The organism is Pseudonocardia hierapolitana (assembly GCF_007994075.1).
Taxonomy (GTDB): domain Bacteria; phylum Actinomycetota; class Actinomycetes; order Mycobacteriales; family Pseudonocardiaceae; genus Pseudonocardia; species Pseudonocardia hierapolitana.
In genome coordinates this window covers 7,144,852-7,158,449 of sequence record NZ_VIWU01000001.1, presented here as the reverse complement: position 1 = coordinate 7,158,449, position 13,598 = coordinate 7,144,852, and the positions used below count along the sequence as shown (strand labels likewise).

13 protein-coding genes are annotated in these 13,598 nt (G+C 74.2%); 3 read left to right on the top strand and 10 right to left on the bottom strand.

The features are described from left to right. Positions 1-53 precede the first annotated feature (53 nt). Positions 54-608, top strand: coding sequence for a helix-turn-helix domain-containing protein (locus FHX44_RS33820; protein ID WP_147259492.1), 555 nt, complete (start codon positions 54-56; stop codon positions 606-608). A gap of 62 nt (positions 609-670) precedes the next feature. Here the strand turns inward: FHX44_RS33820 and FHX44_RS33815 are convergent, their stop codons facing one another. The 10 genes from FHX44_RS33815 to FHX44_RS42435 form a co-directional block, all read right to left on the bottom strand. After that, positions 671-1,531 carry a glycoside hydrolase family 16 protein gene (locus tag FHX44_RS33815; RefSeq protein WP_147259491.1) on the bottom strand — a complete coding sequence of 287 codons (861 nt, stop codon included), beginning with the start codon at positions 1,529-1,531 and terminating at the stop codon, positions 671-673. 123 nt (positions 1,532-1,654) lie between these two features. Continuing rightward, positions 1,655-2,581, bottom strand: coding sequence for a pyridoxal 5'-phosphate synthase lyase subunit PdxS (gene pdxS, locus FHX44_RS33810; RefSeq protein WP_212612772.1), 927 nt, complete (start codon positions 2,579-2,581; stop codon positions 1,655-1,657). A 48-nt stretch (positions 2,582-2,629) separates the two neighbouring features. Then, a complete protein-coding gene (locus FHX44_RS33805) occupies positions 2,630-3,193 on the bottom strand; it encodes an NUDIX hydrolase (protein WP_147259490.1) in 564 nt (187 codons plus the stop codon). A gap of 133 nt (positions 3,194-3,326) precedes the next feature. After that, positions 3,327-4,460, bottom strand: a complete 1,134-nt coding sequence (locus tag FHX44_RS33800) for a glycosyltransferase family 4 protein (RefSeq protein WP_147261671.1) — start codon at positions 4,458-4,460, stop codon at positions 3,327-3,329. A gap of 14 nt (positions 4,461-4,474) precedes the next feature. Continuing rightward, a complete protein-coding gene (locus FHX44_RS33795; RefSeq protein WP_147259489.1) occupies positions 4,475-5,377 on the bottom strand; it encodes a phosphatidylinositol mannoside acyltransferase in 903 nt (300 codons plus the stop codon). Next, a complete protein-coding gene (gene pgsA, locus FHX44_RS33790; RefSeq protein ID WP_147259488.1) occupies positions 5,374-6,033 on the bottom strand; it encodes a phosphatidylinositol phosphate synthase in 660 nt (219 codons plus the stop codon). Before pgsA ends, FHX44_RS33795 begins: the two co-directional genes overlap by 4 nt. 63 nt (positions 6,034-6,096) lie before the next feature. Further along, positions 6,097-6,672 (bottom strand): HIT family protein, encoded by a 576-nt coding sequence (locus FHX44_RS33785; RefSeq protein ID WP_147259487.1) that lies wholly within the window; start codon positions 6,670-6,672, stop codon positions 6,097-6,099. Positions 6,673-6,692: 20 nt separating this feature from the next. After that, positions 6,693-8,744, bottom strand: coding sequence for a threonine--tRNA ligase (gene thrS / locus FHX44_RS33780; protein WP_147259486.1), 2,052 nt, complete (start codon positions 8,742-8,744; stop codon positions 6,693-6,695). Between the two features lie 106 nt (positions 8,745-8,850). Beyond that, positions 8,851-10,515, bottom strand: coding sequence for a hypothetical protein (locus tag FHX44_RS33775; RefSeq protein WP_147259485.1), 1,665 nt, complete (start codon positions 10,513-10,515; stop codon positions 8,851-8,853). Then, complete coding sequence (locus tag FHX44_RS42435; protein WP_170309146.1) at positions 10,512-10,679, bottom strand: hypothetical protein; 168 nt, start codon at positions 10,677-10,679, stop codon at positions 10,512-10,514. Before FHX44_RS42435 ends, FHX44_RS33775 begins: the two co-directional genes overlap by 4 nt. Positions 10,680-10,844: 165 nt before the next feature. Here FHX44_RS42435 and FHX44_RS33770 point away from each other — a divergent pair, with 165 nt between their 5' ends. Both FHX44_RS33770 and FHX44_RS33765 read left to right on the top strand, forming a co-directional pair. Beyond that, entirely contained in the window at positions 10,845-13,169 is a 2,325-nt protein-coding gene (locus FHX44_RS33770; protein WP_246170739.1) for a transglycosylase domain-containing protein, read from the top strand. Between the two features lie 35 nt (positions 13,170-13,204). Then, complete coding sequence (locus tag FHX44_RS33765) at positions 13,205-13,447, top strand: hypothetical protein (RefSeq protein WP_147259484.1); 243 nt, start codon at positions 13,205-13,207, stop codon at positions 13,445-13,447. Positions 13,448-13,598 lie beyond the last annotated feature (151 nt).

Below are 13,598 nucleotides of genomic sequence, written 5' to 3'. Positions count from 1 at the left end.
TCCAGTAGAGTGAACGATAACAGGCGTGTTCGTCAAGCCGAACAAGGAGTCCGATGGACCGAACGGGCCCATTGTCCGTGATCGCCGCCTCGCTGCGCAGGGAGCGCGAGCGGCACGGCATCTCCCTCACCGAGCTCGCCCGCCGCGCCGGCATCGCGAAATCGACGCTCTCCCAACTGGAGGCGGGCACCGGCAACCCCAGCGTGGAGACGCTCTGGGCGCTCGCCGTGGTGCTCGACGTCCCGTTCAGCAGGCTGGTCGACCCGCCTGCCGCCCCGGTGCAGGTGCTGCGCGCTGGCGAGGGGGTGGCGATCCCGTCCGAGCACGCCCCGTTCAGCGGCACCCTGCTCGCCGCCTGCCCGCCCGGCGCACGCCGCGACCTGCACGTCATCGCAGGTGAGCCGGGGCCCCAGCGCGAAGCCGACAGCCACATCCCCGGCACCACCGAGCACATGATCGTCACATCAGGGCGGTGGCGCGCCGGACCGGTCGGCGGCGAGGTGGAGCTCGGCGTGGGCGACTACGCCCGGTTCCCCGGCGACCGCCCGCACACCTACGAAGCCCTCACAGCGGGCTGCTCCGCCGTGCTGGTGATGGAGTACATCTGACGGGGACGCGGACAGGTGCACGAGCAGCGGGGCCGCGGCGGTCTCGTCGCGAAGGGGTGGTTCTACCGCCCCGACTGCGCCCGCTGGGACGACCGCAGCGCATCGGGACCACCTTCGGTCAGCGGGGCGGGGCCGCCCTCCGCACCCTCGGCCCCCGGGTAGGAGTACTGCTTCACCCAGTCGACCAGCATGTGCGACTCCTGCACCTCACCCTTGGCGTCACCGGGGAACCAGTCGAGCTGGACGCACAGGTGCATGGCGCGCGGCGGGAAGATCTCGGTCTTCTCGGTGCGCCACCACTCCTTCCCGTCCACGAAGGCGGCGATGTGGGTGGGCGCCCACTCGACCGCCCAGTTGTGCCACTGGGTGCCGTCGATCTGCACCTCGCCCGCGATCTGGTCGTTGTCCTTGCCGTAGTGCAGGAAGATGTTGGTGGTCTGGCGCGTGTGGTCCAGCATCTCCATGAAGTCGATCTCGCCGCCCACCGGGAAGTCCTCGGCGTCGGGCCAGAGCAGCAGCAGGGCGTTGTAGGACTCGTCGCTCGCGGGCGCCTTGACCCGGCCTTCCCACCGGCCGTAGCGCTGCCCCGGCTCCCAGCCCATGCCCGCGGTGTCACCCTCCGGGCTCCCGGTGATCGTCATGATCCCGTCGGCGAAGCTGATCGCGGAGGGGGTGCGCCGCCCCTTGCCGGCGTGCCCGGGCCCGTCGTAGACGTTCCAGCTGCCGTCGAGGGGTCCGTTGAACTCCTCGACGCGGTTCGGCTCGCCCCAGTCGTGCAGCGCGGCCGCGCTCGTCTCGTGACCGGCCGACGTACCCGGGGCCGCCGGCGGCGGCGGGGCCTGCCGGGGCGCCGCTCCTGCCGTCGAGGCGCTCCCGAGCACGACCGCCCCGACGACGGCCGCAATGGTCAGCGATCGCCTCATCCGTCTCCCCCGCACCTCGAGTCACAACTCGGACACGGCGGACACTAAGCAGTGATCACTACTCCGGCCGGGCGGATCACCGCACCGGGGGGTGAACTCGACCGAATCGAGCGACGGCCCGGGTCACCAGCCGCGCGCGGCGTAGCGCTGGTCCTCGGGGATCTCCGCGACGTTGATGCCGACCATCGCCTCGCCGAGGCCACGCGAGACCTTGGCGATCACGTCGGGGTCGTCGTGGAACGTGGTGGCCTTGACGATGGCCTCGGCGCGCTTCGCAGGGTCGCCGGACTTGAAGATGCCGGAGCCGACGAACACACCCTCCGCACCCAGCTGCATCATCATCGCGGCGTCGGCGGGGGTGGCGATGCCGCCCGCGGTGAACAGCACCACCGGCAGCTTGCCGGCCTTGGCGACCTCGGCGACCAGCTCGTACGGCGCCCGCAGCTCCTTCGCGGCGACGTACAGCTCGGCCTCGTCGAGCGCAGCGAGCTTGCGGATCTCGGAGCGGATCGACCGCATGTGCCGGGTGGCCTCGACGACGTTGCCGGTGCCGGCCTCACCCTTGGAGCGGATCATGGCAGCGCCCTCGGAGATGCGGCGCAGCGCCTCGCCCAGGTTGGTGGCGCCGCAGACGAACGGCACGGTGAAGGCCCACTTGTCGATGTGGTGGGCCTCGTCGGCCGGGGTGAGCACCTCGGATTCGTCGACGTAGTCGACGCCGAGCGACTGCAGCACCTGCGCCTCGACGAAGTGGCCGATGCGGGCCTTGGCCATCACCGGGATCGAGACGGCGCCGATGATGCCCTCGATCATGTCGGGGTCGCTCATGCGGGCCACGCCACCCTGGGCGCGGATGTCGGCGGGCACCCGCTCGAGCGCCATGACGGCCACGGCGCCTGCGTCCTCGGCGATCTTCGCCTGCTCCGGGGTGACCACGTCCATGATCACGCCGCCCTTGAGCATCTCCGCCATCCCGCGCTTGACGCGTGCGGTGCCCAACACCGACTGGTTCTGGGTGGGTCCGGTGGTGGCCTTCTCGGGGGACGACACGGCGGTCTACCTCTCGGTTCTGCTGCAGGCGATCCACCCGATCGTACGTCAGGCGGGAGGTGCCACCCGCCCGCGCACGGGGGCGGCCGTGGTCACACCGGGGTCGGGGTCGGCGATCTCGAAGTACGCCGGCATCGGCGCGGTCCCGGCCAGGTGCAGCCAGCGCACGAGCCGCCGCGAACGCAGATCGCGGGTGTCGCGGACGGCGTCGTTGTGCACCCGGCGGGCGAGCACGAGCAGCTGCTCGGCGTCCACCAGCTCCTCGAGCACGGCACCCGGCAGCGCCCCCCGGGGCACGGCGGCGAGCTCGCGGCCCAGCACGTTCTCCGCGCCCTCCCGGTCGCCGCCGCTCACGCCCGCGGCACGCGTCGCGGCGACGGCCGCCCGCAGGCCCTCCGCACGGTCCCGCTCGGCGGGTACCGCCGCGAGCACCTGCGCCGCGGCCAGGGCAGCGGTGGCCCGGCGCTCGCACGCCGACTCGAGACCGACGCGGGCGGCGTCGGTGCGCACGTGCAGCCGGTCCAGCCGCCGCACCCGGGCGGCGACGAGCGTGGCGAGCCCCACCAGCACGAGCACGACGACGGCGACGAGCAGCCAGATCAGGAGGCTCATCGACCCCGCTCCCGACCGGCGCCCGGCAGGGCCGGTGGGCGACCGCACACATCGAGTGGCGGCGGCGCACACCGTCCCCCATGTGTGCCGCCCCTAGCGGCTGTGTGCGGTGGGCAGGTCCGGGCCGCGCGCCTCATCGGGCCCCCTGCGGCGGCACCAGCCGCGGGTCGGCCGCGATCGCCGCCCGGTAGACGCGCACCACCGCCGCGGCCACCGCGGGCCACGCGAAGTCGGCCGCCCGCGCCCGCCCGGCGGCGGCGAGCGCCGCGCGCCGCCCCGGATCGTCGAGGAGGGCCGCCAGCCACTCGGCCAGCGCACCCGCGTTCCCGGCGGGGAACAGGACGCCTGCGGGCTCGGGCTCCCCGAGGACGGCTCGGAATGCGTCGAGGTCGCTCGCCAGCACCGGCGCCCCGGCCGCGAGCGCCTCGGTGAGCACGATGCCGAAGCTCTCCCCGCCCGTGTTCGGCGCGCAGAACACCTCGACCGAGCGCAACGCCGCCGCCTTCGCGGCGTCGTCGACGGGGCCCAGGACGTCCAGCCGGTCGGCCACCGGCCCGGCCTGGCGGAGCAGGGCCGCCGGGTCGCCGCGCCCGACCACCAGCACCCGCAGGTCCGGCCGGTCCGGGGCGAGCCTGCGGACGGCCTCCAGCAGCACCGGCATGCCCTTGCGCGGCTCGTCGAAGCGGCCGACGAAGCCCACCGTCCCGGGCCGCGGGTAGCCCGGCAGCAGCGGGCCGTGCGCGAACGCCTCGACGTCCACGCCGTTGGGGATCTCGACCGCGTCGCCGCCGAGGTGCTCCACCTGCACGCGGCGGGCGTGCGGAGAGACCGCGATCCGCGCCGTCACCTTCTCCATGAGCGGGCGCAGCACGCCGCCGAACGCGGCGAGCGCGCGCGAGCGCTCGGTGGCGGTGTGGAACGTCGCCACGATCGGCCCCTCGGCAGCGAGCAACGCCAGCACCGAGATGCTGACCGTCGTCGGCTCGTGCAGGTGCAGCACGTCGAAGGTGTGCTCGGCGAGCCAACGCCGGGCCCGCGCGTACGTCAGCGGGCCGAACGCCACCCGTGCCACCGAGCCGTTGTAGGGCACTCCCAGCGATCGGCCGGCCGTCGTGACGAACCCGGGCACCGGCGTGCCCACCGCGGCAGGCGCGAGCACGCTCACCGTGTGCCCGAGGCGCTCCAGCGCCGCTGCGAGCCCGACGACGTGGGCCTGCACGCCGCCGGGGACGTCCAGCGAGTACGGGCAGACGATCCCCACCCGCAACCGGGCCGGGGGATTCACGGGGTTCCCCGGTCGGCCGTCCACAACGGCTGCAGTGCGTGCCAGTCCTGCGGCGCCTGCACGATGAGGCAGGCGAACGCGTCGGCGATCGCCTGCGTGGCCTTCGCCACCGACCCCGGAGTGCGGTCCACCGGCACCGGCTCCGCGATCGGCACCACCCAGCCGCCCCCGCTGAAGTGCGGGTAGGCGGGCATCAGCACCGCGCCCGTGAGGGCCGCCAACCGCGCGGGACCGGCCGGGAACCGCGCGGGCTCACCGAAGAACGAGACCTCGATGCCCGAACCGGCGAGGTCCCGGTCGGCGACGAGGCACACCACCCCGCCCGCCCGCAGCCGCCGGGTGAGTGCCCGGTGGGCGGTGAGTCCCGCCTCCGCGGCCACCACCTCGAACCCGAGGGCCTGGCGGTAGGCCAGGAACCGGCGGTAGAGCGACTCCGGGCGCAGCCGCTGCGCCATCGTGGTGAACACGGGCTCGTGGCCGAGGCGGCGCAGCGTCTCCACCACCCAGACGCCCGCGGCGTCCCAGTTGCCGCTGTGCGGCACCGCGAACACCACCCCGCGACCCTCCTCGAGTGCCGAGTAGAACGGCGCCGTGCCGCTCATCCCGCGCTCCATCAAGGCGTGCACGGCCGGGGCGTCACCTGGCCGCAGGCGGAACATCTCGCACCAGTACCGGGCGTAGCTGCGCAGCCCTTCCCGCACCAGGGCGTCCAGCTCGGCAGGCGTGGCGTCCGGTACCACGCGCGCGAGGTTGCGCCGCAGCCCTGCGGCAGGCCCACCTCCGGAACGGGCGGCGAGATCGGCCGCGAGCCGGAACGCGCGCGCCGTGACACCGGCCGGAAGGGTCCGCGCCGCCCGCCACGCCAGCGCGTACCGGATGTCGGCCAGCCGCTCGTTCACGGGTTCGGAGCCGGGTCGGGCGGGGTCGTGTCGGATGCGTTCGTGCCGGCCGCGGCGTCACGGGCGCTGCGGTGCACCGCCGCGATCCGCTGCCCGACCGTCCACACCGAGGCCGCCGCGAGCAGCCACAGCGCGACGTGCAGCGCGTACGGCACGCCGAGCCCGTGCAGCCCCGTGCCGACGAGCGCGACGATCAGCCGCTCGGCGCGCTCGACGAGGCCGCCGTCGGCCGACAGTCCCGCGCCCTCGGCCCGCGCCTTGATGTAGGACACGAGCTGCCCCGACACGAGGCACAGCAGCGCCGCGATGCCGAGCACCCGCTCCTCGCCCGCGCCGAGGCACCACCAGGTGAGGCCGGCGAACAGGGCGCCGTCGGCGATCCGGTCACAGGTGGAGTCGAGGACGGCCCCGAACGGCGTGCTGTAGCCGCGAGCGCGGGCCATGGCCCCGTCGACGAGGTCGAGCAGCACGAACAGCGTGACCACGACGGCGCCGACGAACAGCTCGTCCCGCGGGAGGAACCACAGCGCCGCGGCCACCGAGCCGACCGTGCCGATCACCGTGACGACGTCGGGCGCGACGCCCCGCGCGACCAGCCAGCGGCCTACGGGCTCGGTCACGCGGTTGACCTGCACGCGGGCGAAGACGTTGAGCATGGACTCCTGCTTGGTCGCCGGGCCGGCGCCCGCCTCTACCTAGTGCGCCGGCCGCAATCAAGCCTACTGCCGCCCGCCCGATGGCCGGTCCGCAGCCGCGCCGGGCACCGGCCACGCTTCCGCCAGCAGTGACCGGGTCTCCGACAGCAGCTGCGGGATCACCTTCGTCTGCCCGATCACGGCGATGAAGTTCGCGTCACCGCCCCAGCGCGGCACGACGTGCTGGTGCAAGTGCTCGGCGAGCGAACCGCCCGCGACCGTGCCCAGGTTGAGACCGACATTGAACGCGTGCGGCGCCGCCACCCTCTTCATGGCCCGCACCGCGGCCTGGGTGAACGTCATGAGCTCGCTCGCCTCGGCCGGCTCGAGATCCTCCAGCTCCGCCACGTGCCGGTAGGGCAGCACCATGAGGTGCCCCGGGTTGTACGGGTGCAGGTTCAGCACCGCGTACACCGTATCGCCGCGGGCCACGACGAGCCCGTCCTCGTCGGACAGCTTCGGGATGCGGCAGAACGGGCAGCCCTCCGCACCGGCCTCCTTGATGTAGGCCAGCCGGTGCGGGGTCCAGAGCCTGCGGAACCCGTCGGGGGTGCCGACACCGTCGCGCGCCTCGTACGCCGGCTCGCCCGACTCGCTCATGCGCCGATCCTAGGTTCGCCTCAGGGAGCGGCGGCGAAGACGTCCGCGTTCGGCGAGACGTTCGTGCGGCTGCGGATCCAGTCGACGACGGTGGCGACGGCGTCCGCCGCCGGGATCCCGTTGAGCTGGCTGCCGTCGCGGAACCGGAAGCTCACCGCCCCCGCCTCGGCGTCCCGCCCGCCGACGAGCAGCAGGAACGGCACCTTCTGCAGCGTGTGGGTGCGGATCTTCTTCTGCATCCGGTCGTCGCTCGCGTCCACCTCGACGCGCACGCCGTTGCTGCGCAGCTGCGCGGCGACGTCCTCGACGTAGGGCACCTGCTCGTCGGTGACCGGGATGGCGACCACCTGCACCGGCGCGAGCCACGCCGGGAACGCGCCCGCGTAGTGCTCGGTGAGCACCCCGAAGAAGCGCTCGATGGAGCCGAACAGGGCGCGGTGGATCATGACCGGCTGCTGGCGGGAGCCGTCGGCCGCGGTGTACTCCAGGCCGAACAGGCCCGGCTCCATGAGGTCCACCTGGATGGTGGACATCTGCCAGCTGCGCCCGATCGCGTCCTTGACCTGCACGCTGATCTTCGGGGCGTAGAAGGCGGCGCCGCCCGGGTCGAGCACCAGGTCCAGCCCGCTGGCCTCGGCGGCCTCGCGCAGGGCGTCCGTGGCGCGCTCCCAGTCCTCGTCGGAACCGATCGACTTCTCCGGGTCCCTCGTCGAGAGCTCGAGGTAGAAGTCGTCGAGGCCGTAGTCGGCCAGCAGGTCGAGCACGAACTTCAGCAGCGACCGGATCTCGCCCTGCATCTGCTCCTGGGTGCAGTAGATGTGGGCGTCGTCCTGGGTCATGCCGCGGACACGGGTCAGCCCGTGCACCACACCCGACTTCTCGTACCGGTACACGCTGCCGAACTCGAACATCCGCAGCGGCAGCTCGCGGTAGGACCGTCCGCGGGACCGGAAGATCAGGTTGTGCATCGGGCAGTTCATCGGCTTCAGGTAGTAGTCCTGGCCGGGCTTGCGCACGGTGCCGTCGGCGTTCAGCTCCTCGTCGAGGTGCATCGCCGGGTACATGCCCTCGCGGTACCAGGACAGGTGCCCCGAGGTCTCGAACAGCTGCGCCTTGGTGATGTGCGGGGTGTTGACGAACTCGTAGCCCGCCTCCTCGTGGCGCTTGCGCGAATAGTCCTCCAGCTCCCTGCGGATCACCCCGCCCTTCGGGTGGAACACCGCGAGGCCCGAGCCGATCTCGTCGGGGAAGGAGAACAGGTCGAGCTCGGCGCCGAGGCGGCGGTGGTCGCGGCGCTCGGCCTCCGCGATCCGCTCGAGGTGCGCGTCGAGGGCCTCCTGGCTCTCCCACGCGGTGCCGTAGATGCGCTGCAGCTGCGGGTTCTTCTCGTCGCCCCGCCAGTACGCCGCCGCGGTGCGCATCAGCTTGAACGCCGGGATGAAGCGGGTGGTGGGCACGTGCGGGCCGCGGCACAGGTCCGACCAGACCGTCTCCCCGGTGTGCGCGTGCACGTTGTCGTAGATGGTGAGCTCGCCCGTGGCGTCGACCTCCACCACGTCCTCACCGGGAGCACCCTTGAGGTCGATCAGCTCGAGCTTGTACGGCTCGTCGGCGAGCTCCTTGCGGGCGTCGTCGCGCGAGTCGAAGCGGCGGCGGGAGAACCGCTGGCCGGCCTTGATGATCTTCTTCATGGCCGACTCGAGCTTGCCCAGGTCGTCCGGGGTGAACGGCTTCTCGACGTCGAAGTCGTAGTAGAAGCCGTCGGTGATGGGCGGGCCGATACCGAGCTTGGCCTCGGGGTGCAGCTGCTGCACGGCCTGCGCGAGCACGTGCGCGGCCGAGTGCCGGATGACGCTGCGGCCCTCGTCGGTGTCGGCGGCGACCGCCTCGACCTCCACGTCGGACTCCGGCGCCCAGGCGAGGTCGCGCAGCTGCCCACCGGCATCCCGCACGACGACGATCGCGGTGGGCCCGGTGGTGGGCAACCCCGCCTCCCGTACGGCGGCCCCGGCCGTCGTCCCGGCCGGCACCCGGACAGGGGCGGACGCGGGGCGGGATGCGGGCGCGGACACGGGGGACCTCCACGGGTTTCGGGCTCGGGCGCGGACCACCCGAGGTCCGTCGATGCTAGTGGGGCACTCGCCAGCGCCCGCGAGCGGTTTGCGGCAACAGCCGGAGCTAGCTCATCCGGTGGAGCCCGGCGAGCATCCGCCGCATCGTGCCGACGTCGGAGGCCCACGGCTGCCGGAGCACCGAGGGCACCATGATCGCGTGCCGGGAGGGAGCCGGCGCCGCGGGAGAGGCGCGCCTGCGCCGGGGCAGCGTCGCCACCGGCGGGAGCGCGAGCACGGCGAGCGCCCCCGCAGGGGTGGCCGGGTGGCCGCCGTCGACCGTGACGAGCGCGGGGTCCCTGCCGTCCGGACCGGACCGCAGCGCGTGCCGCGGCAGCGGCACCGGCGGCGGTTCCGGCAGCCGCTCCGGTCGCGGCTGCGGCGAAGGCTGCGGGTTCTGCTGCTGCGGGATCTGCCGGGGGATCTGCCGGGGGATCTGCTGCGAGGGCCGAGACACCGGCTGAGACACCGGCTGAGACACCGGCTGCGGCGCGGGCTGGGGCACGGGCTGGGACACCGGCTGCGGCGCGGGCTGGGACACCGGCTGCTGTACCTGCTGCTGCACCGGCTGGGGGCGGTCCCGCGGGGGCGTGCTCGCGAGCGGGCGCGGGGGAACCGGGCGGGGCTGGGGTACGACCGGCTGCATCGCCGGGGCCGTGGGCACCGCGGCGAGCGGCGGCCCGGCCGGACCGGACAGGCGGTGTGCGCCCGACGCGTCGGCCGGTCGGGGGCCGGCGTGACGGCGGGTCGGCGAGGGCGCGGGGGTGGACGGCGCTGCGGTCGACGGCGCGGGAGTGGACGGCGCGGGCGTCGACGGCGCTGCAGCGGACGGCGCGGGCGTCGACGGCGCTGCAGCGGACGGCGCGGGCGTCGACGGCGCTGCGGTCGACCGCTGCGGGAGGGAGTACGGCCATGCGTCGGCCGCGGGACGCGGGTGGGCGGCGCGGCGCGGCCCGGCGGGCGGCACCGCGGCGGGGCGGGGACCGGACCTCTCGCCTGCCGATCGTGCACCGCCGTCGCGGGCCGGGCCCGGACGTCCTGCCTGCACGCCCCGACCGGCGCCGGCGAAGCCTGCTGACCCCGGCCGTGCGGTGTCGGGCCCTGCTGGGCCCAGCGCTGCCACGTCGGGCCCTGCCGCCTCGGCATCTCTCGTGCTGGGCCCGCTCGTGCCGGACCCCCTCGCACCGGACGCTGCGGCACGTCCTGCCGCGGCGGCGGCACGCCGCACGCCGTCGGCGGCGAGCCCGCGCCGAACGGCGCCGAGGTCCCCCCGGGCCGGATCGAGGCGCGCGTGCAGCACCACCCCGTCGCACTCGCGGAGCACGTGCACGGTGCGGCCGAGGGTCACGACGAGGTCCTCCACCCACTCGCCGCGTCCCCGGCCGAGGGCGTTGGCGGCGCGGGCGAGCTGCACGAGCGCGGGGACGTCGTCGCCGTCGGCGAGACCGACCTCGACGAGCACGTCACCGTGCTCACCGACGACGGCGTGGACGGCCTGCGCTCCCGCGGACCGCAGGAGCCCGGTGAGCTGGGGGGCGAGCGGTGGCTCGGGTGGCGGAGCCGGAGGCGGGTCGGGGGGCACCGCCTCGGGCGCGTGGGGGTCGCGGGGAGCGGGGAGCATCCCCGCAGCATCCCGCTGCGCAGTGGAGCAATGGTGGTCCACCCGCTCGGCGGCACCGCCACTGCGCCGACCGGCCACCTCCTCGTCCTCCCGCCCTCCCACGAGCGTCACGGCACCCGAGGCCCGGGCGGCAGCGCCGCGGGAGGCGCAGGGTCGGGGACCTCCCGCACCACGTGGTGCCAGGCGCTGCCCAAGCGCACCACCACCTCCGGCTCGGCCGCACCGAGCATCCCGACGGCGACGTGCACGCGGCCGTCCGACGGACGGCCGCTCACGCAGCGTGCACGGATAGGGCCCTCGAACCCGGTCGTGATCACACTGCGCACGCCCATCGGGTGATGTCGCGTCCTTCGCCACACCGCCCGCACGGCAGCTCCCGTTGGACCCCACGTCCTCCCCGCACCCGGGGCGGGGGGTGCTGGTCAGGGAGGTGGGGACGCGTGCACGGAGCCCACCCGAGGCACTCCACCCGCTCCACGGGAGCCGGGGTGCGGGGTGCGGGGCTGCCGACCCAACGGTCGCGGCGGGATGCCCATCCGTCGGGCGTCGCCTGGTGGCAGCCGCCGAAGCCACAGCGGAACCGGGCCCAGCGGAACGGATCGGCGGGGCAGGCGCCGGCCCGGGCGGGCGAGGACACCGCCCGCCACCGCGCACCGGAGGCCACCGACGAGCTGCCTGCCGTCGGGGCTCCCGCCCGCGCCCGCCGGCAGTCCCCGCAGCAGCAGCGGCACGCCCGGCGCGTGCGGCTCCTGCGGCGCGCGCTGCTCGGCGTCGCGGCCGCGGCCGTGCTGGGGCCGGTCCTCGCCTTCACGGCCGGCTACCTGGCCTTCTCGGTCCCCAATCCGGACGAGGCGGTGAACAACCAGGTCACGGTGGTCTCGTTCGCCGACGGGAGCCCGCTCACCCGCCTCGTGCCCGAGGAGGGCAACCGGACCAAGGTCCCGATCGACCAGGTGCCGCTGCACGTGCGGCACGCGGTGCTCGCCGCGGAGGACCGCTCGTTCTACTCCAACCCCGGCTTCGACCTCACCGGCATCATGCGGGCGGCCTGGAACCAGCTGCGCGGCGGCGAGGGCGGCGGGTCCACGATCACCCAGCAGTTCGTCAAGAAGGCGCTCGTCGGCGACGAGCAGACGCTGTGGCGGAAGTACAAGGAGGTCATCCTCGCGGTCAAGATCTCCCAGGAGCGGACGAAGGACGAGATCCTCGCCGACTACCTGAACACGATCTACTTCGGCCGCGGCGCCTACGGCATCCAGTCCGCCGCCCAGTCCTACTTCGACAAGAACGTCCAGGACCTCACGGCGACCGAGGGTGCGCTGCTCGCCGGCCTGATCCAGTCGCCGTCCCGGTGGGACCCCGCGGTCAGCCCGGACCGGGCCGTCGAGCGGTGGAGCTTCGTGCTCGACGGGATGGTCTCGCAGGGCTGGCTCACCCCGGCCGACCGCGCCGCCGCGCACTTCCCGCGGACGGACGCGCGCCGCGCCCTCGCCCGCGGCGTGCCGACCGACAGCCGCGGCCACATCGTCAGCGCCGTCACCGCGGAGCTCGAGGACCTCGGGTTCACCGAGCAGGACGTCGCCCAGGAGGGCCTGCGGATCACGACGACGGTGGACCCGCGCCGGCAGCAGCAGGTGGTCGAGGCGGCCCACGACGCGCTGGACGGGCAACCGGTGAACCTGCGCAGCGCCGTGGTGGCGATCGACCCGCGGACCGGCGGCGTGCTCGCCTACTACGGCGGCGACAACGGGCTGGGCCTGGACTACGCGCAGGTGCGCAAGCTCGCCGGGTCGACGTTCAAGCCGTTCGTCGTGCTCGCGGGGCTGCTGCGCAACCCGCCGGTCGGCCTCGGCGAGGTCTTCGACGGGCGGGAGATTCCGGGCCTGCGCAACGCGGAGGGCGCCGACTGCGACGAGTGCGACCTCAAGCAGGCCATGACGGTGTCGAACAACGTCGTCTTCCACACCCTCGCCAAGGAGGTCGGACCCGACGCCGTCGCCGCCGCGGCCCGCGCCGCCGGCATCACCGCGCCGCTCGACGACCCGACCGAGGGCATCGCGCTCGGCAACAAGGAGGTGTCGACGCTCGAGCTGGCATCGGCGTACGCGACGATCGCGGCCGGCGGGGTATGGCGCCAGCCGCACCTCGTGTCGTCCGTCGTCACCGCCGACGACCGGGTGCTCTACCAGGCCGCCACCGAGGGCGAGCGCCGCTTCCCGGAGCGGGTGGCGCGCAACGTGGTCGAGGCGATGCTCGAGGTCGCCGAGCACGACCGTCTCGCCCTGCCGGGGCAGCGCCCCGTGGCGGCGAAGACCGGCACCGTCCAGTCCCGGTTCGAGGGCGAGAACAACGACGCGTGGATGGCCGGGTTCACGCCGTCGCTCGCCACCGCGGTGTGGATGGGCACCGACATGAACTCGCCGATCCGCACCGCTCGCGGCCGCCCGATCCAGGGCAGCAGCCTGCCCGGCGACGTGTGGCAGAAGGTCATGTCCGAGGCCCTGTCCGGTTCCCCGGTCGAGGACTTCCCGCCGTTGCGGCCCATCGGCGAGCCCCCGTCGCCGCTGGGCCCGAACGAGAACCCGCCACCCCCGCCCGCGCCGCCGTCCGACCCGCCCCCTGAACCACCGGGTATGGCACCGGCGCCGCCACCGGACGAGCCGGACGTCAGCCCCGACGATCCCGAGCGACCGGGGATACTCGGTGACCCCGGGGTGGACCGTCCCGGCGACGACGAGGACTGCTCCGTCACTCCTTGTGGATGACGACGGCAGCGCGTTCGCCGACTACCGTGGTCGGTGTGGCCACGCACGCCGGCGAGCGGACGTTCGAGGTGGTGGCCTGGCTCTCGGAACGGCACCTCGTGCTCTACGTGCCCGAGATCGAGGCAGCCACCACCGCCCAGGCGATGCCGGACGCCGAGGACGCGGCCCGGTCGCTGATCGTCGACCTCACCGGCCTGGACCCGGCCGCCGTGCGGTGCGAGATCCGGCTGGGCCGGGCACGGGGAGGGCTCGGCGGACCGCCCATGCCGGCGGTCTAGGCCGTGTTTCGTGGATCTTGGGCGATGGGCTTCGAGATCCAGATCGTTCCTGGCAAGGCGGAGGCCCGAGCCGTTCTATCGGAATACCCGGTCGGGCCGACAACGCAGCCAGGACGATCCGGGCTCGAAGAGCGCGGTCAAGATCCGCGAG